Origin of the sequence: Acinetobacter sp. DSM 11652 (assembly GCF_900109815.1) — a bacterium.
Taxonomy (GTDB): domain Bacteria; phylum Pseudomonadota; class Gammaproteobacteria; order Pseudomonadales; family Moraxellaceae; genus Acinetobacter.
Window position 1 is genome coordinate 15,217 of sequence record NZ_FOBK01000016.1, and the last position, 20,020, is coordinate 35,236.

20 protein-coding genes are annotated in these 20,020 nt (G+C 39.3%); 8 read left to right on the top strand and 12 right to left on the bottom strand.

Annotation, left to right across the window (positions count from 1 at the left end; genetic code table 11):
* Positions 1 to 37 precede the first annotated feature (37 nt).
* From pdxA to BMW42_RS13315, 3 genes are read left to right on the top strand one after another with little or no spacing between them, the layout of a single operon-like run.
* The gene (gene pdxA / locus BMW42_RS13305; RefSeq protein WP_092768498.1) at positions 38 to 1,006 is read left to right on the top strand and encodes a 4-hydroxythreonine-4-phosphate dehydrogenase PdxA; all 969 of its coding nucleotides are present in this window, start codon (positions 38 to 40) and stop codon (positions 1,004 to 1,006) included.
* 30 nt (positions 1,007 to 1,036) lie between these two features.
* The gene (gene rsmA, locus BMW42_RS13310) at positions 1,037 to 1,849 is read left to right on the top strand and encodes a 16S rRNA (adenine(1518)-N(6)/adenine(1519)-N(6))-dimethyltransferase RsmA (protein WP_035270009.1); all 813 of its coding nucleotides are present in this window, start codon (positions 1,037 to 1,039) and stop codon (positions 1,847 to 1,849) included.
* A complete protein-coding gene (locus BMW42_RS13315; protein ID WP_092768500.1) occupies positions 1,850 to 2,701 on the top strand; it encodes a symmetrical bis(5'-nucleosyl)-tetraphosphatase in 852 nt (283 codons plus the stop codon).
* Between the two features lie 75 nt (positions 2,702 to 2,776).
* Here the strand turns inward: BMW42_RS13315 and BMW42_RS13320 are convergent, their stop codons facing one another.
* From BMW42_RS13320 to hflX, 3 genes are read right to left on the bottom strand one after another with little or no spacing between them, the layout of a single operon-like run.
* Positions 2,777 to 3,454: an LrgB family protein gene (locus tag BMW42_RS13320; protein WP_035270007.1), complete on the bottom strand. Its 678-nt coding sequence runs from the start codon at positions 3,452 to 3,454 to the stop codon at positions 2,777 to 2,779.
* A gap of 9 nt (positions 3,455 to 3,463) precedes the next feature.
* Positions 3,464 to 3,835: a hypothetical protein gene (locus BMW42_RS13325; RefSeq protein ID WP_092768555.1), complete on the bottom strand. Its 372-nt coding sequence runs from the start codon at positions 3,833 to 3,835 to the stop codon at positions 3,464 to 3,466.
* 42 nt (positions 3,836 to 3,877) lie between these two features.
* The gene (gene hflX, locus BMW42_RS13330; protein ID WP_092768502.1) at positions 3,878 to 5,209 is read right to left on the bottom strand and encodes a ribosome rescue GTPase HflX; all 1,332 of its coding nucleotides are present in this window, start codon (positions 5,207 to 5,209) and stop codon (positions 3,878 to 3,880) included.
* A 378-nt stretch (positions 5,210 to 5,587) separates the two neighbouring features.
* Between hflX and BMW42_RS13335 the strand changes: the two genes are divergently transcribed.
* Positions 5,588 to 6,382, top strand: a complete 795-nt coding sequence (locus BMW42_RS13335; protein WP_092768504.1) for a lysophospholipid acyltransferase family protein — start codon at positions 5,588 to 5,590, stop codon at positions 6,380 to 6,382.
* 40 nt (positions 6,383 to 6,422) lie between these two features.
* Here the strand turns inward: BMW42_RS13335 and BMW42_RS13340 are convergent, their stop codons facing one another.
* Entirely contained in the window at positions 6,423 to 7,985 is a 1,563-nt protein-coding gene (locus BMW42_RS13340) for a phospholipase D family protein (RefSeq protein ID WP_228143135.1), read from the bottom strand.
* 171 nt (positions 7,986 to 8,156) lie between these two features.
* Between BMW42_RS13340 and BMW42_RS13345 the strand changes: the two genes are divergently transcribed.
* Positions 8,157 to 9,167 (top strand): metallophosphoesterase, encoded by a 1,011-nt coding sequence (locus BMW42_RS13345; RefSeq protein WP_035270000.1) that lies wholly within the window; start codon positions 8,157 to 8,159, stop codon positions 9,165 to 9,167.
* 43 nt (positions 9,168 to 9,210) lie between these two features.
* Here the strand turns inward: BMW42_RS13345 and BMW42_RS13350 are convergent, their stop codons facing one another.
* Both BMW42_RS13350 and trhA read right to left on the bottom strand, forming a co-directional pair.
* Positions 9,211 to 10,521 (bottom strand): MFS transporter, encoded by a 1,311-nt coding sequence (locus BMW42_RS13350; RefSeq protein WP_092768506.1) that lies wholly within the window; start codon positions 10,519 to 10,521, stop codon positions 9,211 to 9,213.
* A 141-nt stretch (positions 10,522 to 10,662) separates the two neighbouring features.
* The gene (gene trhA, locus BMW42_RS13355; protein WP_092768508.1) at positions 10,663 to 11,301 is read right to left on the bottom strand and encodes a PAQR family membrane homeostasis protein TrhA; all 639 of its coding nucleotides are present in this window, start codon (positions 11,299 to 11,301) and stop codon (positions 10,663 to 10,665) included.
* Between the two features lie 103 nt (positions 11,302 to 11,404).
* On the opposite strand from trhA, the gene BMW42_RS13360 reads away from it, so the two are divergent.
* Together BMW42_RS13360 and BMW42_RS13365 are read left to right on the top strand one after the other, a co-directional pair.
* The gene (locus tag BMW42_RS13360; protein WP_092768511.1) at positions 11,405 to 12,616 is read left to right on the top strand and encodes a class I SAM-dependent methyltransferase; all 1,212 of its coding nucleotides are present in this window, start codon (positions 11,405 to 11,407) and stop codon (positions 12,614 to 12,616) included.
* Positions 12,617 to 12,637: 21 nt separating this feature from the next.
* A complete protein-coding gene (locus BMW42_RS13365) occupies positions 12,638 to 13,066 on the top strand; it encodes a GNAT family N-acetyltransferase (RefSeq protein ID WP_092768513.1) in 429 nt (142 codons plus the stop codon).
* Between the two features lie 37 nt (positions 13,067 to 13,103).
* On the opposite strand, the gene BMW42_RS13370 is transcribed toward BMW42_RS13365, so the two are convergent.
* Together BMW42_RS13370 and BMW42_RS13375 are read right to left on the bottom strand one after the other, a co-directional pair.
* A complete protein-coding gene (locus BMW42_RS13370; protein ID WP_092768515.1) occupies positions 13,104 to 13,433 on the bottom strand; it encodes a hypothetical protein in 330 nt (109 codons plus the stop codon).
* A gap of 120 nt (positions 13,434 to 13,553) precedes the next feature.
* On the bottom strand, positions 13,554 to 14,207 hold the full coding sequence (locus BMW42_RS13375; RefSeq protein ID WP_171260736.1) for a LysE family translocator: 654 nt from the start codon (positions 14,205 to 14,207) through the stop codon (positions 13,554 to 13,556).
* A 138-nt stretch (positions 14,208 to 14,345) separates the two neighbouring features.
* On the opposite strand from BMW42_RS13375, the gene BMW42_RS13380 reads away from it, so the two are divergent.
* Positions 14,346 to 14,813 (top strand): Lrp/AsnC family transcriptional regulator, encoded by a 468-nt coding sequence (locus BMW42_RS13380; protein WP_092768519.1) that lies wholly within the window; start codon positions 14,346 to 14,348, stop codon positions 14,811 to 14,813.
* Positions 14,814 to 14,850: 37 nt separating this feature from the next.
* Here the strand turns inward: BMW42_RS13380 and BMW42_RS13385 are convergent, their stop codons facing one another.
* From BMW42_RS13385 to BMW42_RS13400, 4 genes are all read right to left on the bottom strand, one after another.
* Entirely contained in the window at positions 14,851 to 16,983 is a 2,133-nt protein-coding gene (locus tag BMW42_RS13385; protein WP_092768521.1) for a 3-hydroxyacyl-CoA dehydrogenase NAD-binding domain-containing protein, read from the bottom strand.
* A gap of 11 nt (positions 16,984 to 16,994) precedes the next feature.
* Positions 16,995 to 18,200 (bottom strand): acetyl-CoA C-acetyltransferase, encoded by a 1,206-nt coding sequence (locus BMW42_RS13390; protein WP_035267939.1) that lies wholly within the window; start codon positions 18,198 to 18,200, stop codon positions 16,995 to 16,997.
* A gap of 358 nt (positions 18,201 to 18,558) precedes the next feature.
* Positions 18,559 to 18,822, bottom strand: coding sequence for a hypothetical protein (locus BMW42_RS14885; RefSeq protein ID WP_228143134.1), 264 nt, complete (start codon positions 18,820 to 18,822; stop codon positions 18,559 to 18,561).
* Between the two features lie 129 nt (positions 18,823 to 18,951).
* Positions 18,952 to 19,962, bottom strand: a complete 1,011-nt coding sequence (locus BMW42_RS13400; RefSeq protein ID WP_092768523.1) for an AraC family transcriptional regulator — start codon at positions 19,960 to 19,962, stop codon at positions 18,952 to 18,954.
* Positions 19,963 to 20,020: the final 58 nt, after the last annotated feature.

Consider the following 20,020-nt stretch of genomic DNA (forward strand, 5'->3'; position numbering starts at 1 on the left):
GTATTAAAATAATAAAAATCCTTGAATGATGATCGTTATGCTTCCTTTGTATGTCACCAGCGGTGAGCCTGCTGGAATTGGTCCTGATATCTGTTTAAGCCTTGCGGAACGCCTGGATGAGCGTCCACTCGTCGTGCTTGCTGATATACAAATGCTCAAGCAACGTGCAGAAATACTTCATCTTGAAGTTGAAATGATTGAGTATCAAGGGCAACAAACATCGTCAAAAGTGGGTCAGCTTTATGTGGAACATATTCCTTTAAATGAAAGAGTAGTACTGGGTGAGTTAAATGCTCAAAATGCGAGTTATGTCTTAGAGCAACTCCGCCGTTCTGCAGATTATGCGATGTCAGGTAAAAGCGTTGGCGTGGCGACAGCACCTGTACAAAAGTCAGTGATTAATGAGGCAGGTATTCATTTCAGTGGTCACACTGAGTTTTACCAAGAGTTTGCTGGTGTGTTACGCGTGGTCATGATGCTGGCAACCAAAACCTTACGTGTTGCACTTGCAACCACGCACTTACCCCTTCGTGCGGTTGCGGATGCGATTACAGCTGAGCGCTTGCATCAGGTCATCGAAATCCTGATTCATGATTTAAAATCAAAATTTAAAATCGAATCTCCCAAAATTTTGGTGTGCGGTTTAAATCCTCATGCAGGTGAAGATGGTTATTTAGGAGTGGAGGAGATCGAAGTGATTAATCCTGTACTTGAACGCTATCGTGCGCAAGGGATAGACATGAGTTTATGTCTGCCTGCAGATACCTTATTTACACCAGAAAATTTAAAAGATGCCGATGCAGTTTTAGCCATGTATCACGATCAGGGATTACCTGTGTTAAAATCACAAGGATTTGGTGAAGCCATTAATATTACTTTGGGCTTGCCGTTTATTCGCACCTCTGTCGATCATGGCACAGCACTCTCCCTCGCAGGTACTGGACTTGCGAAAAGCTCGAGCTTACATGTGGCTGTGGACTTAGCGCTCGATTTAGCGCGTCAGTGATCTTGTCTTAATTACACGTTGGAAATCTTTATGTATCAGATTAATGCCTTAAACCCGAAAGATGAAGGGCATCACACGCGTAAGCGTTTTGGTCAAAACTTCTTACATGACCAACGTGTCATTGCCAAAATTGTGCGTTCGGTGAACCCGCGTACTGGTGACAATATTGTTGAAATTGGTCCAGGTCTTGCTGCTTTAACATCGCCTTTAATTGGTGAATGTGATGCTTTGACTGTCATTGAATTAGACCGTGATTTAGCAGCTGGATTACCGGGTCGTGTACCGCATCCTGAACGTTTAACTATTGTGGAAACTGATGCTTTACGCTACGACTTCACTGAATTGTTTGATGGTCGTCCGTTGCGTGTTGTTGGTAACTTACCTTATAACATTTCTACGCCTTTGTTATTTCATCTCTTAGAGTTTGGTGACAAGGTCAAAGACATGCACTTCATGTTGCAAAAAGAAGTGGTCGATCGTATTACGGCATCACCAAATACCAAAGAATATGGTCGTTTATCAGTCATGATTCAGTACTACTGTAAACCGACATTCTTGTTTGAAGTGCCACCTGGTTCGTTCAACCCACCACCCAAAGTAACTTCTGCGGTATTTCGCTTAGAGCCGTATGATGTAAAACCAATAGTGGCGAAGAATGAAAAAGCCTTGGCACGTTTAGTCTCCCATGTATTTACACAACGCCGTAAGACACTTCGCAACAGTTTAAAAGGCATGTTGCAAGAGGAAGGATTTGAAAAAGCTGGTGTTGATCCAATGGCGCGTCCAGAAACATTAACACTTGCTCAATTTGTTGCACTTGCAGATCAAATGGTAGATGCATAAATGGCTGGTGAAAACATTCGATATAATTACGTGATTGGTGATGTTCAGGGCTGTTTTGAAGCTTTGAAAATGTTACTCAAGGAAATCAAATTTGATCCTGATCAGGATTTTTTATGGTTTGCGGGTGATTTAGTCGCACGTGGTGAAAACTCGATTGGCGCTTTACGTTTTATCAAGAAACTGGTCGATCGAGGCGTTGCTGCGACAGTCTTGGGTAATCATGATCTGACCTTGTTAGCGGGCGCAAGGGGCATTAAAGAGATTAAAGAGAAAGACAATACTCGTGATGTGATTGATGCGATTGACAGTGATGATTTAATCGACTGGTTACGCAAACAACCCTTATGTTTATGTCCAAATGAAAATATTGTCATTACACATGCGGGTATTCCACATATTTGGACAGTAGAGCAAGTGAAACAGTTTGCTCAAGAGGTTGAAACGGTTATTGCGCATGATGATTTTGATGTTCTGGATGCATTTTTGAAAGAAATGTATGGTAAAGAACCTACATTATGGTCAGATGATTTAACAGGATATGAGCGCTTACGATGTATCGTGAATTATCTAACCCGTATGCGTTTGACTGATCCAGAGGGTCGACTTGAATTTAGTTTTAAAGATGCTTTAGATGAGCCGATGCCAGCTGGCTATCAGCCATGGTTTGAATATGAGTCAAAAGCTGCTCAAACTCATCAAGTCATTTTTGGACATTGGGCTGCCTTACAGGGCAAAACAATATCTGCGCATATTCAGAATGTTGACGGTGGTTGTGTCTGGGGCAATCAATTAATGGCGTATCGTCTTGAAGATCAGCAAATGTTTGCTGTAGATAATCCTATGTTTGCATAGAATCTACTTTTGGTCGTTTTCGTCTAATAAAAAAGCCACTCATCAGTGGCTTTTTTATTTTCAGTTGTGGGTATATCAAGAGGTCGCTTTTAAAAAGTGAATAAAAGTAGGGAGCCAAACGGCTGTAAACGTTGCATTTACCGCCATACCAAATGCAGCATAACGACCAGCTACACTGCCTCGTTGCCAAGCTTGAGCTGTCCCAATCGCATGGGCTGCTAAACCGAGTGCTAAGCCTGAGGCACGCTCATCATTAATATGACGTAGTATGAGTGGTGAAAAAGCTGCGCCAATCACGCCAGATAAAATAACGATTAAAATGGCTAAGCTAATTGGTGCATGGAGTAAGGTCGCAATATTAATTGCGATTGGTGTTGTCACTGCACGTGTAGCGAAAGCCATAATGGTCGAATCTGCCATATGCAGTAGATACGCTAAGCCCATAGGCAATGCGACAGCACTGACACTAGCAAACACTAATATTCCTAAAATGCCTTTTAGTGGTAAATCGTCATAACGCATCGCTGCAAGTGGGATCGCGAGAGCCACTGTGACGTATCCTAATAAATGATCAAAAATCGGATTGACATCTTTCATGTAGTGATCATAAGGAATACCAATAATCAGTAAGATGACGATCACAAAGAACATCCCGAATACAATTACAGGAATCTGTGGTACGACACGGTTACAGGGTTTTGAAATTAAATAGGCGAATAACGTAATAGCAAAGCCGATTAAAATTGCGAGCATATTTCTCTCCTATAACCAGCGTTTTGCCATTTTGGCGTAAACCCAAAGTGGAATAAGTGTACTTAACGTGAGTACGAGTAAAAAAAGAGGAATTTCTTTACCCATATGAACCAACATAACCAATGCCCCAGCACTAATTGGTAAAAATGCGAAAGCACTTTCTTTCATGATTTTATTATTTACATCGACAACTCTGGTTGGAAGAGTGCCAAATCTACGCCAAGCAAACAGTACAAGTAGTAAGGAAAGCAACCCGACAAGATTGCCCAGTTCGGGATGATTCAATTGAGTCATAAGCCAAACTGAACCTTCTCGGAAGCCAATAATAAGCACTATGGTGCCAATCCATGCTGGCCAATCTATCGTTTTCATCCACTGCATCATGATTATACTTTTAACATTATTTATCACGTTTTAACTGATTTATGATTTGATTTCAAACTCTTCTAAAGGTCTTTTAAATTGTTGCGCCTTATCACCAAGAATTTGATCAATTGGTAAATGTGCTTGTTTTATAAGTTGCTCTAATTTATGTGGCGCAATTTGAATATTTAAAATCAAATGACCTAGATCATCATAATGTTCAGACTGAATCACATTTAATTCATACAGTTGATTGCGTAATTTGCCATATTCAGGTCTGAGTGTGAGTTCAAATTGTTGTATTTGCCCCATTAAACACTCTTGAACGGCTTGTCGCAGTAAATCTAAACCTTGACTTGAGTGTGCTGAAACATAGACTCGATCAGGCAAATTGGGAGAAGCATAAATGATTTTAGGTTCTTCTCCCGTTTGATCAATTTTGTTGTATACGCGTAGTATTGGCACTTGAGCCCCAATTTCTTTTAGGACTTTTTCAACAGCATCAATTTGCTCAAGCTTTTCTGGACTATTTGAATCGATAACATGTAAAAGCAAAGTCGCCTCAAGTGTTTCTTCAAGGGTTGCTTTGAATGACTCTACTAACGAGTGTGCAAGATTGCGAACGAATCCCACTGTGTCAGCCAAGACCAATGTTCCAATGCCATCCCAATTTAATCTTCTTAAAGTTGGGTCAAGAGTTGCGAACAATTGATCTGCTGCATACACATCACTTTCAGCAAGAATATTAAATAGGGTGGATTTTCCTGCGTTGGTATAACCGACTAGAGACACTGTTGGAATAGACGCTTTTTGACGCGCTGCACGACCTTGAATTCGTGTTTGGCGGACTTTTTCAAGTTTGTCTTTGAGCTGGGTTATGCGGAGACGAAGTAAACGACGATCTGTTTCTAATTGTGTTTCACCTGGACCACGTAAACCAATACCACCTTTTTGGCCATCTAAGCCCATGCGACCACCCACTAAACGTGAAGCGAGATGGTCTAACTGAGCCAATTCAACTTGTAGTTTACCTTCATGTGTGCGTGCGCGTTGTGCAAAAATATCTAAGATAAGGCGAGTACGATCGATGACACGACATTGAATAACACGCTCGAGATTACGTTCTTGAGATGGTGTGAGGGAATGATCGAAAATGACAATATCAGCTTCTACCGCTGCAACAAATTCGGCGATTTCTTCAGCTTTACCCGAACCAATAAAAAATTTAGGGTCAGGTTTAATACGTTGAGCTTGTATATGTTCAAGAATCTCTGCACCAGCAGATTTGGCCAATAAACGAAATTCTTCTTGATCAAGATCTTCTAATATTTGGACATTAACACTCACCAAGACCGCACGTTCATTTGCTTGATTTTGTCCAGTAACTTCCACTCAGCTAATACTCCACATCAAAACTCTAGTGTAGAGGAAATTGAACAATTGAGGGAAATAGATTTAAATTAACCTAAAGCAGTTTTGAACATAAGTATAAACGCCAGCATAAATAAAAAGACGCCACCGACAATTGATGCCAATGAGAAGAGTGCCGACCAGATGGGAATGACTTGATTTGATGGTGATTGAGTTGTAGTTTGCATAATTTTTAAATCTATAAATTCGATTTAAAAATTATATTTTATTGGGTATTTGAATTGAAATTGAATTTTCAAATCTATGTATACGGTTTTTATAATCAATGCATCTCTGGTGAGCTCAGTATAGAATGGAGCTATAGTGGATAACGCCTGTTATTATTTAGTGAAATAATTTATGACAACATTAAAGCCTAAAAAACTCAATTTATTTTCAAAAACAGCGCTATATAGCCAAAAAATCATCTCAGGTACTGCTGCTGTCACTGAAGGGTTTTATTTAATTTTTAGGCATCAAATGTATAAAAATCCGAATAATCCAAACAATACTCGCTATGTACAACATTTTTGCCGTCGCTTATGCAAAGTTTTTAATATCGATTTACAAGTACATGGCAACATTCCTCGTGAACCCGCATTATGGGTGAGCAATCATATCTCTTGGTTAGATATTCCTGTATTAGGTTCGAGTGCGCGTGTATTTTTCTTAGCAAAAGCAGAAATTGAAAATTGGCCGATTTTTGGGAAACTTGCCAAGGGTGGTGGAACACTGTTCATTAACCGAGGTTCAGGAGATTCGGTCCGTATTAAAGAGCAAATCACAGAATTTTTGAAGCAAAATATTCCTGTCTTATTTTTTCCAGAAGCAACCACGACTGATGGAACTAAAGTCAAAAAAGTGCATGGAAGACTTTTAGCTGCAGCTATCGAGGCTCAAAAACCAGTGCAAGTTTGTTTAATCTGTTATGTCAATCAAGAGGGGGAGTTAGATCAGGTTGCTCCCTTTATCGGAAATATTGGATTTACAGCGCATCTCAAAGCAGTATTGGAAATGCCTCAAGTCGTTGCACATTTAACAGCTTTGCCCACGATTGATGTTACTGGACATACAGTTGAAAGCTTAACGAGAGAAGTGCAACTCAGAATGCAGGAAGGATTGGAAGTATTACATCAAAAAGTACTCAAAGCTTAATCAGTAGAAGCAAAGCAGGGATCATGATGATCCCTGCTTTTTACATGAATCCTTCTATTGGCAACCACGAGATAACTTTCAAGCTTGCTTTTTGCCACCATTTCATTTTTGGTTCTTTGGTATAGATTTTAATACCTTCAGGTGTCGCTTGTTTCCAATTAATATTATTTTGTGAATCTAGAACTAATTTATAGGCATATTTTTTTAGGTTCTGATCCATGGTTTTATGGACAGCTTGCGCTAGGGGCTGGCTGTTTAAAATGACGCCAATTTCAGTATTTAAATTGGCTGAACGTGGATCAAAATTAAATGATCCGATAAATACTTGCTTATCATCCAAAGCCATCATTTTTGCATGCAGGCTTGAGCGACTCAGCCCTTTAAGGCTCACTTTGGACTGCTTAGAAATTTCAATATTATTTTTATTTTGGAATTCTTCTGGCAAAGCAGGGAGGAACTCATATAACTCTACGCCGTTTTGCAGTAAATCCTGACGATATTTCGCATAAAATGCATGTACAAGCGCAACATCATTGGCTTTAAAAGAGTTGGTCAGTACGCGAACTTTAACGCCATCTTGTGCGATCGCACTTAAGCGTTGCTCACCCTTGCGTTCAGGAACGAAGTAAGCGGAAATGATATCGACACTTTTTTCTGGTTTCTCTAAGCGTTCAACCAGTTGAAAGTTGAGATGTTCTTCTTTCTTAGCTTTCGCTTTGATTTTTTCAGGAGAATCTTTGATGACTTCTGCTTTCACCCAATCCAGCTTAATTTCTTGATTGAGCCAACGATCAAAATCATGAGATTCACGAGTAATTTCAACATAACTACGTACAGCACCATCATCAAAGTGCTCTTGCAGTTGCTGTTTTAAACCTTCATAGCGCAATGTATATTGTTGATGATTGACAATATTTTTAACTGGATAGGCATATTCATGATTCCAGTACTCATCAAATGAGTGTGTAATATCACTTACTGCATGACCGACAAGCATGACATCAACATCTGAAAATTGATATCGGTCACTGACATTGTAGTATTGATTACTCATATTTCGGCCGCCAATCAGGGTAATTTGATTGTCAGCTGTAAACGTTTTGTTGTGCATCCGTCGATTGATACGTTTCAGATCCAAAATCATATCAACGGGTCTAAGGCGTCGGAATTTATAAGGATTGAATAACTTTACGTCAATGTTTTGATGTTGATCCAGCGCGAGATAAATACTTTCCATCGTCTTAGCGTTATTGTCATCCATTAACAATCTGACTTTTACACCACGATCAGCAGCTTGAATGATTTTATAAAGAGCCAATGCACCTACACGGTCGTTATCCCAAATGTAATATTGAAGGTCGAGTGTTTTTTCGGCTTTCTCAATTAATTGAAAACGTGCAGCTATCGCTTCGATTGGATCATATAAAACATGAAAACCTGTTAATTCAGGATTCTTAATTTTCAAAGGTTCGACAATTTGCGCCAATGAAGTGTCATGAGTGTCGATGTCATACGCATATTGAGGTGCAACAGCTTGTTGAGTGGGTAAAGTTGAGCATGCGGGTAAAGCAAGAATCAAACATGAACTCATGATGAAGCGCATTTTAAAAGATGTTTTCTTTTGGCGATTCAATTGTTGAGATTGATTCTTTTCCATGTGATTTGCTTGCATAATCTATTCTTTGAACTCAATGTGCTAAAGTATAAAGAGCACCATTTAAAAGATAAATGAACCACTCAGATTATTCGTCTGATTTAATGAAAGAGATTGAATATGTGGACAACAAATAACATCCTTGCTGCGTTCTATATTATTTTCTCGCTCTTCGCTATTTGGGGAGTCACGCAAGCATGGATGAGCCAATCTCGAACTGAAACCATACATCCATTTAAAGCCTTTGTTCATCTCTTGGCATTTTATCTTTCTTATTTACTTGTTCCGTTGTGGTTTTTTAGTATTTTTGCTACTTGGCAAGGTATATTTTCATTGCATGAAGGTGTGTTTATTTTCTTGTTGAGCAGTGTATTGATTTATGCACGTTTCATTGAGCCACATCGTGTAGTAGTGAATAACCTGAGTTACAAGTTAAGTTCGGCGCAACCCTTTAAACATCCGATTAAAGTGGCATTAATTGCAGACTTACATATTGGATTGTTTTCTGGGCATGAAAGACAACTGAAAATTATCGTGAATAAGATTAATCAAGCTCAACCAGATTTAGTGGTTGTGGCAGGTGATTGGACCTATGAACCAGAAAATAAGCTGGCAGAAGAGCTCCGAGTATTAAGAGAAATTCAAGCGCCTGTCTATTCTGTGAATGGTAATCATGATGAGCAATATCCAGGTCCACCGATTCAGGCATTATTAAAAGATGCGCTAGCTTCAAATCAGGTGATGGATATTGAAGGTAAGATTGTTGAGTTTGATGAGTTTAGATTGATTGGTGTGGGGGATTTGTGGGCAGGTAAGGCTGACATGCGGGATATGCCTGATTTACCACAAGATAAGCCGTGGTTAATTCTGTCACATAATCCGGATACGGTGGATATGGTGCCAAAATTGCCAACTCATCCGTTGATGTTGTCAGGGCATACTCATGGGGGACAAGTGGAGCTTCCGTGGTTGACAGATTACATCATGAAAAAAGTGTCTATCTTGGGTCATAAACGTGGTTTATATAAGCATGAACATGCCAATGTTTATGTGTCCGTAGGTACTGGCATGGTAGGTGTCCCATTCAGATTCAGAGTACCACCGATGATTGATATCATTGAGCTCAGCTAATAAAAAAACCGGCTTAAGCCGGTTTTTTTATTAGCTGAAAGCATCAAATTTGATTATTCACATCATCATGTTTCGTTTCGCGAATCATGAGGAAAGCAATCAGCGAAAGGATTGATGCAGCCGTCAAATAATAGCCTACTGCAGACAAACCATATTCAGTTGCCAATTTCGTTGCAATCAAAGGTGCGAAAGATGCACCAAAAATACCAGCAAGGTTAAATGTTAACGCCGAACCAGTATAACGCACCGATGTCGGGAAGATTTCTGAAAGTACTGTACCGATTGGACCATAGGTTAAGCCCATAATCGCAAGACCAATACATAAGAATAAGAACACAATCAGTGTGCTTCCTGACTCCAACATGTCCGCAAAGAAAATACCAAAAATAGCAGAAATTAAACACACCGCGATCGAAGTGGTTTTACGACCGAACTTTTCCGCAAAAATTGCAGAAAGGGGAATAAATGCTGCAAAACAAAGCGTTGCAACCAACTGAAGTTGTAGGAACTCTTCACGAGAGTAACCTAATTGTTTTGTACCCCATTGCAAAGCAAATACAGTGGTTAAGTAAAAAACTACGAAAGTACAAATGGCTGCAATCGTTCCGAGTACAAGCATTTTTGAATGCTTTTTAAAAACTTGTACAAAAGGAACATTCACTTCTTTTTGTTTATCAAGCACGTTTTGGAATGCTGGCGTTTCATGCAACTTTAAGCGAATCCACAAGCCTACAATCACCAATAAGGCACTTGAAATAAATGGAATACGCCATCCCCATGACATGAATGCTTCTTCACTCATGAATGCCCCAAGCGTAAGGAAAGAGCCTGTGGCAAGGATGAAGCCGATAGGTGCACCAAGTTGAGGGAACATACCGTACCAAGCACGTTTGCCTTCTGGCGCATTTTCAGTTGCGAGTAGAACAGCACCTGACCATTCGCCACCTAAACCTAAGCCCTGACCTAATCGGCACAAAGCTAAAAGTAAGGGTGCCACAATGCCAATTTGCGCATAGGTTGGAAGTAAACCAATCGCAACGGTAGAAAGTCCCATGGTTAGCAAGGCTGCCACTAAGGTTGCTTTACGACCGATTCGATCTCCCAAATGACCGAATAGTGCGGCGCCGATAGGACGTGCGATGAATGCGATTGCAAAAGTTGCTAATGATTGAATCGTTGCTGTCATAGGATCTGTGCTTGTTGGAAAGAACAAGTAGGGGAAAATTATGACCGCAGCTGTTGCGTAAATATAAAAATCGAAGAACTCGATGGTTGTACCAACGAGGCTTGCAGTTAATACCCGAGTTTTAGAGTTTGCGGGCTGAGCTTGTTGTGATGCTGTATTAGACGCCATGAGAGACCTTACACTTACTAAAAATAAAAAACTTAGATTTAATAGCGTAATCTTTTTAAAAAAGGCGTAATTTCTTAAAAAAATACGAAATACCAGCTTGCTCTACGGTGTTAGGGTTGCTAGACGATGTAGTTAAAGTGGTTATAGCACGTAAAGATAAATAGACAGGAAATGTGATCCTGCACCTATCAATACAAAAATATGCCAGATAGCGTGAGTGTATCTTACCTTTTTTAAGGCATAAAACAATGCGCCTATGGTGTAAGCAAGACCACCAACAATAAGGAAGGTTAAACTTTGATCAGATAAATATGTGCGCATATCATCGATCACAAGTAATGCTAACCATCCCATTGCGAGATAGGCAAAAAGCGATATTTTTTGAAAATGGTGAATAAATACCAATTTAAATAAAGTGCCAATCGCCGCAATTACCCAAAGTGCAATTAATAAATAGTGAGCTTTTTGCGTTGGTAAAGCTATAGATAGAAAAGGCGTGTATGTTCCTGCGATGAGATAATAAATAGCCGTGTGGTCCAATTTTTTAAACCAACCCCGACGCTCAGGTGTTTCCGCAAAATGATAAAGACTAGACGCCGTAAAGAGTAGAACTAAACTAAGTCCATAGACCCAAAGCCCGATCCATTGTGCCATAGGATAAGCAGCACCTTTTATAATCAATAAAATGGCACCGATGACGGCCAAGACAGCACCAATGGCATGACTGATGAAATTAATTTTTTCTTCTAATGGATCATACGAAGCAGGAGATGCTTTCATTGTTCACTTACACATTTAATTATACATCTGTATCGTAATTGAATTTTGCTTTTCGCGTAAGACGCATTAAAATTTAATAGCATTTCTTTTTTTGGCACTGTTTATGACCGTTTCGGCATCTTCCACCCCGCAAGAGCAACAATTTCTTGAAGCATTTCATCAAGCATTAGCTTCTCAGCGTTTTGATCGTATGATTCTGAGCCAATATCAAGGTGAGATCGAAGCTTTAGAAAAGATGACTTTACGCATGATTCGACTACAAGATGAATGGATGCTGAATGTTCTGTATCGCTTTAAAACTCAAGATGTGACCAAAAATTTTCCAATTGATGAAGCTGATTCGTTGGTGAGTAAATTAGTCAGTGAATGCAAACAAGCCAATCTTTTTACATTGGACAGCGAGTTACAGCTCAAGAAAAATAAGAAAAAAGCCATCTTAACTCAAAGTAAAAAGGCTTCAGTCTCCAAGATCATTGAAAAATCACACGACCGTCAAAAACACCGTTTTGTTGAGCAAGAAAGTTATTTTCTTCAACCGTTGGGTATTACGGATCAAAAAGAACAAATTATTCCAAGCATGGCGCGTAAGTGGAAACAGATTAATAAATTTGTTGAGATTTGCTCAGGCGCATTAAACCAAATTCAAGTTGATCAGCAGCTCAACGTTGTCGATTTTGGCTCAGGTAAAGGTTATCTCACCTTTGCACTGTATGACTACTTACAAAAAAATGATTATAATCCTTATGTTACAGGTGTGGAACTGAACGAGAAAATGGTTCAATTCTGTCAAGATGTTGCCCGTAAATCAGATTTTAAGCATTTAGATTTTTTCCAAGGAGATGTACGAACTTACTCGCCTGAAAAACTCGATGTCATGATTGCGTTGCATGCCTGTGATGTAGCAACTGATTTTGCGATTCATACCGGTATTCGATTGAATGCGCAAATGATTATGTGCGCGCCGTGCTGCCACAAAGAGTTGAGACCTCAAATGCAAAGTCCCTCTGTATTAAAACCAATGTTGCAGTTTGGTATTCATGAGGGGCAACAAGCTGAAATGCTGACAGATACAATTCGAGCGCTATTGTTAAAAGCCTATGGTTACGAGACTAAAGTTTTTGAATTTGTGGCTTTGGAACATACCAGCAAAAATAAAATGATTTTAGCCACCAAGCGCAAAGATTTGAACGCACCAGATCAGCAAGTGTTAGATCAAATAATTGCATTAAAAAATATGTATGGTATTCAAAAGCACTCATTAGAGTTGCTTCTAAAAGGAGAGTGGGAGCAACAAAATATTGGTGAAAAGTGCTAACACACCTTTGGGAATTAACACATGAGTAATGTCTTCGATGTTCAAGTAGGTTCATGGTCGCAATTAAAGTGCTACGCGATGCAGATACGAGAGCAAGTATTTATTCTGGAACAACAAATTTCACCTGAAGACGAATGGGATATGGAAGATGAGACATCGATTCATTTCGTTGTTTTCCATGAAGGTGAGGCAATCGCCACGGCTCGACTACTTCAAAACCATAGTATTGGAAGGGTAGCAGTCATAAAGGCTTATCGAGGAAAAGGTGTTGGGTTTGAGCTCATGAAATTTATAATTGAGTTTGCTCAAAGGGAAAAGCGACCAACCTTGAATCTTTCTGCTCAAGTTCATGCATTACCATTTTATCAACGTTTAGGGTTTGAGCCCCAAGGTAAGGAATACTTAGATTGTGGTATTCCTCATGTTTATATGACGATGCAGCTTGAATAAAAAAACGGAGCCAATGCTCCGTTTTTTCATCACAAAATCAATGACTATGTGAACTTGATTCACCATCATGTGTATGACTGTGTTCGCCCATTGCTGCGTGTTCTTCTTCAGTCATATTGTGTCCAGTTGCACTAGCTTGAGCAGCTTTGTTGGCTTCGATTTTTGCTGCTGCTTCTTCAGACATCACAGGTGATGCTTTGAATGCATGATGTTCACTGGTTTCTGTTCGTTGTTTACTTGGCATATAGTCAGGTTCATTTTCAATGGCTACATAGAAAATCACCATAAATATAATACTTAAAATGATCGCGATAATTAGCGCTTTCCAACCCCAAGGAGATTTTTCTGGTGAAGAATGATCAGTCATAATGCTATACCAAGTTGGGTAAAATGAATCTGAGAATATGTTACTTTATAACACAGAATAGAAATATAGAAATGTTCACAACAAAATATTGTTGTATTTATAAGCATATTTTAATGATCACTATGTAAAAGCTGAAATGTTCGAATAGATCAGGCTTAGTGATATAAATGCCATAATTGATGCTAATAATTTCATAATGATATCCATTTTTCTTTGAGAACATAAATATTTCATAATGATGATAGCCAAAGAAATATACAGTCCTCCAATCAAAACTAAGACGAACATCGTCGCGACATATACACTAAAGATCTGCTCTAAGCTGAACATGGTATTAGCGGAAAGAAATGGGGGTAATAGTGCAATGTAAAACGTCATCGTTTTAGGATTGCTCATTGTGACAAGTAGGCCTTGTCCATAGGAGGTTTTGTAAATTTTTTTATTTGTTGGTGAAAATTTGAAATGATTTTGGTTCATTTCACGGATATTGGATGCCCAAATTTGTATTGCTATGTATAGTAAATAAAATGCACCAATCATGATAATGATCTGAATAATTTTAGGATCTATAAATTGGTGAAGAAATTTAATAAAGATAAGAGATAAGGTTAAATATAAGAAATCACCTGTGATTAATCCAAATAGAGTAAACCAGCCATGCATTTTGGTATTTTTAATTGTATTAATTAGAATTGTGATCATACCTGGCCCGGGTACAGCGGCAGCAATAGTCAGAGCTAAAAGATAAGTGCAAAAGTTTTGTTCTACAAACATGGATATCTTGTTTTTTTGTGAAGGTAAGAACATTTTCAATCAAATACAAAGCACAAAGTGATCGTTTTCGTTTGCCTTTTCTATTGATTGAGGTATATCCTTTCTATAAATAAAATAAAAAAGGTTAAAATTTTCATTATGAACTTTGATAGATTTGACAAAAAAATTTTAAGACTACTTCAACAAGATTCACGAGTGACCAATCAAATACTGGCGGAACAAGTCGGTATTTCTCCATCACCATGTTGGCGTCGTGTTAAACGATTAGAAGACGAAAAAATTATCAAAGGATATGGTGTTAACCTTGATAGAAGAAAAATTAATTTGGGTGTAATGGTCTTTATACGAGTGTCAATTGATAGACATAGTGAAGTTGAAGCCAAAAAATTTGAAGAAAAGGTTCAAGAGTTAGATAACGTAGTCGCTTGTTATAGTATTGGCGGAGATGCAGATTTTTTGCTTCAAGTTGTGTCTCGAGATCTCGATACTTATGCAGATTTTGCTATGAAAACAATTAGAAGACTCCCTGGTATCAAGGAAATGCAGAGCATGTTTACGCTCAAAGAGATTAAGACTTTTAAGGGATTTCCAGTTACTTTAGATTGAAAAACCTCTCCGAAGAGAGGTTTTTAGTTTATATCAATCAAATCGACTGACCAGACTGAACTTTGTCCTTGAGGAGTTGAGGTGCTTTAAAACGCTCACCATACTTCGCTTCAAGCTGATTCGCGCGCTCAAGCGCTTGTGCGAGTCCATATTGATTGAGGAACTGTAAAGCGCCGCCAGTCCAAGGGGCGAATCCTATGCCAAAAATAGAACCGATATTTCCATCAATGACAGACTCTAAAACACCCTCTTCAAGACAACGTAAGGTATCTAAAGATTGCACAAACAAGAAGCGATCAATCATTTCTTGCTCAGAAATATCAGTCTCTTTCGTCCAATGGTTTAAACCATCCCAAAGGTATTTTTTACCACTTTCAGGATATTCATAAAAACCAGCACCAGCAGCTTTGCCTTTACGCCCAAACTCATGGATCATTTGCTTTAAAACATCTTCAGCAGGGGAGTGTGGTAAATCTTTGCCTTCAGCCTGAAGCGCTTTACGCGTTTCGTTGGTCACATGCTCAGACAAGGTTAATGCGACTTCATCTTGGATTGCTAATGGACCGACTGGCATACCTGCTTTTAAAGCAGCCATTTCAATTTTGGCTGGATGTACTCCCTCAGCCAGTAAACGCAAACCTTCGTTGACAAAAGTACCAAATACGCGGCTGGTGAAGAAACCACGACTATCATTCACAACGATAGGTGTTTTTCCAATTTGTTGAACATAATCATAGGCTTTAGCTAGTGTCTCAGCTGAAGTCTCTTTACCTTTAATAATTTCAACCAACTGCATTTTATCAACAGGGCTAAAGAAATGCAGTCCAATAAAGTTTTTCGCATCTTTACTTGCTGTTGCAAGACCTGTGATCGGTAAGGTGGATGTATTAGAAGCCATCACACCGCCGTCAACCAAATATTGCTCAGCTTCTTGAGTTACTTTGGCTTTGAGTTCTTGATTTTCGAATACAGCTTCAATGATTAAATCACAGCCTTGTAGATCAGATGCATTCGCTGTAGGGGTAATGAGAGATAAAATTTGTTCGCGCTTTTCAGCAGTCATTCGACCTTGTGAAACACGTTTATCTAACAGTTTTTGACTATATGCCTTACCTTTTTCCGCATTTTCAATCGATACATCTTTAAGGACGACTTGAATCCCCTTAACCGCTGTCGAGTAGGCAATGCCAGCCCCCATCATTCCAGCGCCTAAAACACCTACTTTGGTCGCTTGCCATTTTGCAGGCTCTTTAGGGCGGCTTTCACCTGATTTGATTGCATTCAGTCCATGCCAGAAAGTACCAATCATGTTTTTCGCAACTTGACCAGTTGCCAGATACGTAAAATAGCGAGACTCAATAGTTAATGCAGTATCAACATCTACCTGAGCACCTTCAACGGCAGCAGACATAATGGCTTCAGGGGCTGGATAGCAACCTTTTGTTTTATCACGCAGCATCGCTGGTGCAATCGCAAGGACTTGAGCCACTTGAGGTGATGATGGCGTACCACCTGGAATTTTGTATCCTTTAACATCAAATGGTTGTTGAGATTTTGGATTTGCTTTAACCCAAGCAATTGCTTTATCCATGAGCTCTTGTTCAGAATCAGCCGTATCTTGAATTAAGCCTAGAGATTTTGCTTTTTCTACACCAAATTGTTTGCCTTCCATCAGGAAAGGAAAAGCATTCTGTAAGCCGAGCAGTCGCACCATACGCACGATACCACCGCCACCTGGTAACAATCCTAAGGTAACTTCAGGTAAACCAAATTTCGCTTTAGGATCATTTAATGCAATACGAGCATGACAGCCTAATGCGATTTCCCAACCGCCACCGAGAGCTGTTCCATTTAATGCAGCGACAACAGGTACACCCAAGGTTTCAATATAGCGGAATTCTGCTTTCATTTTTTGGATCATGCCAAAGAATTCAGTGGCATGTTCTGGTTGAGCTTGAATCAACTCATCCAAATCACCGCCTGCAAAAAAGGTCTTCTTTGCAGATTTAAAAATGATACCTGTAATGCCAGATTCGGCTTTCAGTTTTGTTACCGTCTCTTCCAAAGCAACTCGGAAATCTGCATTCATGGTATTGGCAGACTGATTAGGTGAGTCTAAGGTGAGAATAACAATGCCATCAGCATTTTTTTCAAATTGAATTGCACTCATTATTATTCTCCTTATACCAATTCAATGATCGTTGCGATACCCATACCACCACCTACACATAGTGTAGCCAAGCCACGTTTTTTACCCTGACGTTCAAGTTCATCGAGCAACGTACCTAAAATCATGGCACCTGTCGCACCGAGTGGATGACCCATTGCAATTGCACCACCATTTACATTGACTTTTGCAGGATCGACATTGAGTTCATTAATAAAGCGCATTACTACAGCCGCAAACGCCTCGTTCACTTCAAATAAATCGATATCATCAATGGTTAAGCCAGCTTTTTCCAAAGCTTTGCGTGCCGCAGGTGCTGGACCAGTTAACATGATTGTTGGATCAGTTCCGACAAGCGCAGTTGCTAATACTTTGGCACGTGGTTTTAAGCCTTGTTCTTGAACCGCTTTTTCAGATGCAAGTAGAACAACAGCAGCGCCGTCTACAATGCCTGAAGAGTTTCCTGCATGGTGAACGTGATTAATCTTCTGAGCTTCTGGATATTTTTGTAATGCGACTGCATCAAATCCCATACCGCCCATCATTTCAAAGCTTGGATTTAATTTGGCTAAGCCTTCAACGGTAGTTGTTGGTTTGATGAACTCGTCTTTATCTAAAACGACAACGCCAGCTTTATCTTTTACTGGTACAACTGATTTATTGAAGTAACCATTCGCTTGAGCCGCTGCTGCTTTTTTTTGTGAATCTGCAGCAAAAGCATCTACATCAGCACGAGAGTAGCCATCTAAAGTTGCGATTAAATCAGCACCAATCCCTTGTGGAACAAACGTAGATTTCAGGTTTGTTTCTGGATCGAGTGCCCATGGTCCACCATCGGAGCCCATTGGAATACGCGACATTGACTCTACACCACCTGCAACGACAACATCTTCCCAGCCTGAACGAACTTTCTGTGCAGCAAGATTGACAGCTTCTAGTCCTGAAGCACAAAAACGGTTGATTTGAACGCCTGCTACATCATCATTCCAGCCTGCAGCAATTGCAGCAGTTTTAGCGATATCACCGCCTTGATCACCAATTGGAGTTACACAACCCAGTACGATGTCATCGACTTTAGAAGTATCGAGTTGATGGCGAGTTTGAAGTTCATTTAACAGCGTTGTGAGTAATGTGATTGGTTTTACTTCATGTAAAGAACCATCTTTTTTTCCTTTTCCGCGTGGTGTGCGAATGGCATCAATGATATAAGCCTCGCTCATAATAGTTCCTTTTTTATAGGTTGAAATTGTTATGGTGTTTTGAGTGTAGATGATCTATGTGATTGTGCAATGACGAGAACGGATGAGTCGTTTGATATTTTTGGTCACTGAAAAATTAAGTGTTTTAGATTGCGAAATGAGAAGTTTTTTAATGAATGTTAAAAATTCATAAAGCGAATGCTTAGATTATAATTTTTCTATATCAAATCTTTGGCGTATGATATGGCAAGCTTTACACCATAAGAGCCTTCATCATCTTTATTAACATACCAACCACCGTTAATTACAGCGGGTACTTTTTTATTGATAATCTGTCCTTTCAGCTTTTCTGCTTCTAATTTACTTAAATAGCCAACTGTTAATCCGTTGATTTCAACTTTGATTGCATTTGGATCGTATTGGTTAAATGGTTCTGACAGAACATGAGCAGTACATTCATGAAATTTAGATACAGCTTTTTTTGACCAGCTATTTTAAGTAAATTTTTTTGATATGCATTTTCTCCGACAATATTATAAGTGTACTGTATATCAGCTTGAGGTCGAGAGCTGTGCGATTTTACACTGTAAAAATAAATTGCTATTCCAATCAAAATTGATTTCAGGATTGTAGTAAGTGTCATCTTATTATTCCTTTAAATATTCCGAATAGTTTAATTTCAACTTGAATATTTTTGCAAAATAAATAAGCACTTAAATCCATATGTAAAGAAAGCCTGAACAATGTCAGACTTTTTTTATGTTTGAATAAATTAATGATAACCATGTAATTGACGATACAGTCCTGGTGTTACCCCTGTCCACTTCTTAAATGCTCGGTGGAAGGTACTGGTTTCACTAAAGCCGACTTGTTGTGCCACATCTTCTAAAGTTAAAGATGGGTTTAAAAGTAAGTGAATTGCGGCGTCTCGACGCAAAGCATCTTTCACACCTTGATAGCTCTTACCTTCAGCAGCTAAGCGACGGCGAAGCGTCTGTGGTGATAAATAAAGCATGGCTGCAACATCATTTAATGTTGGCATTTCTTCACCAATTTGGCTCTTCAATACTTCACGAATACGTGATGTGAGTGAATTGGTATTTTTGAATTTCACCAACAGTTTCGCTGGAGCACCTTTTAGAAACTCTTCCAAGGTGTTTTCATCTTGGCGAATTGGAAGATCTAAGTAGTCTGCAGCAAATGTGATTTCAGTACGAGCTGAATCAAATTGGATTACTGGCGCAAAAAATAACGCATCATATTCATCTGCATGTTGTGGGCGTGGATATGAAAAATGTACACGCTCTAACGGGATACGACGCTCAATGAGCCACGATGCCAAACCATGCCAGATCATGAGCATACTTTCAGTAATGAAATGGTCAGGATCCATTGTTTTTGGAATGAGTGGAACTAAGCGTGCTTCATGCTTATCGCGCTCTAAAGTCACAGACCACTCATCACCAAATAACTTGTAGAACTGCGATGATAACTCAAGCGCATCACCTAAAGTTTTGGCATGTATGATCAATTGACACATGATCGCAAAGGTCCCTAAGCGACGTGGCTGGATATCAAAACCAACGTGTTCATCTTGGGTGACCATCCACAGCATTTTAACAAAGCGTGTGTACTGCTCAGGAGAAATACGTGCTTTAGGTTGGCGGAGTAGTTCAGCTTCAATGCCGACATGTGAAAGTAAAGTGTCAACATCCATCCCTAGACGTTTTACCCCAGTCAGGGCTGCATTCACAAAATGGATACTTATCGTATCGCGACTCATGTTAAATCCTTCAGTCTCTTTGATGTTCACTGCTACTTGACCTAAATGACACAAAAAA

Excerpts from the sequence above, each read along its gene's own strand:
- pdxA (WP_092768498.1), top strand. The coding sequence starts at position 38 with ATGCTTCCTTTGTATGTCACCAGCGGTGAGCCTGCTGGAATTGGTCCT.
- rsmA (WP_035270009.1), top strand. The coding sequence starts at position 1,037 with ATGTATCAGATTAATGCCTTAAACCCGAAAGATGAAGGGCATCACACG.
- BMW42_RS13315 (WP_092768500.1), top strand. The coding sequence starts at position 1,850 with ATGGCTGGTGAAAACATTCGATATAATTACGTGATTGGTGATGTTCAG.
- BMW42_RS13320 (WP_035270007.1), bottom strand. The coding sequence starts at position 3,454 with ATGCTCGCAATTTTAATCGGCTTTGCTATTACGTTATTCGCCTATTTA.
- BMW42_RS13325 (WP_092768555.1), bottom strand. The coding sequence starts at position 3,835 with ATGCAGTGGATGAAAACGATAGATTGGCCAGCATGGATTGGCACCATA.
- BMW42_RS13335 (WP_092768504.1), top strand. The coding sequence starts at position 5,588 with ATGACAACATTAAAGCCTAAAAAACTCAATTTATTTTCAAAAACAGCG.
- BMW42_RS13340 (WP_228143135.1), bottom strand. The coding sequence starts at position 7,985 with ATGCGCTTCATCATGAGTTCATGTTTGATTCTTGCTTTACCCGCATGC.
- BMW42_RS13345 (WP_035270000.1), top strand. The coding sequence starts at position 8,157 with ATGTGGACAACAAATAACATCCTTGCTGCGTTCTATATTATTTTCTCG.
- BMW42_RS13350 (WP_092768506.1), bottom strand. The coding sequence starts at position 10,521 with ATGGCGTCTAATACAGCATCACAACAAGCTCAGCCCGCAAACTCTAAA.
- trhA (WP_092768508.1), bottom strand. The coding sequence starts at position 11,301 with ATGAAAGCATCTCCTGCTTCGTATGATCCATTAGAAGAAAAAATTAAT.
- BMW42_RS13360 (WP_092768511.1), top strand. The coding sequence starts at position 11,405 with ATGACCGTTTCGGCATCTTCCACCCCGCAAGAGCAACAATTTCTTGAA.
- BMW42_RS13365 (WP_092768513.1), top strand. The coding sequence starts at position 12,638 with ATGAGTAATGTCTTCGATGTTCAAGTAGGTTCATGGTCGCAATTAAAG.
- BMW42_RS13370 (WP_092768515.1), bottom strand. The coding sequence starts at position 13,433 with ATGACTGATCATTCTTCACCAGAAAAATCTCCTTGGGGTTGGAAAGCG.
- BMW42_RS13375 (WP_171260736.1), bottom strand. The coding sequence starts at position 14,207 with ATGTTTGTAGAACAAAACTTTTGCACTTATCTTTTAGCTCTGACTATT.
- BMW42_RS13380 (WP_092768519.1), top strand. The coding sequence starts at position 14,346 with ATGAACTTTGATAGATTTGACAAAAAAATTTTAAGACTACTTCAACAA.
- BMW42_RS13385 (WP_092768521.1), bottom strand. The coding sequence starts at position 16,983 with ATGAGTGCAATTCAATTTGAAAAAAATGCTGATGGCATTGTTATTCTC.
- BMW42_RS13390 (WP_035267939.1), bottom strand. The coding sequence starts at position 18,200 with ATGAGCGAGGCTTATATCATTGATGCCATTCGCACACCACGCGGAAAA.
- BMW42_RS14885 (WP_228143134.1), bottom strand. The coding sequence starts at position 18,822 with ATGACACTTACTACAATCCTGAAATCAATTTTGATTGGAATAGCAATT.
- BMW42_RS13400 (WP_092768523.1), bottom strand. The coding sequence starts at position 19,962 with ATGAGTCGCGATACGATAAGTATCCATTTTGTGAATGCAGCCCTGACT.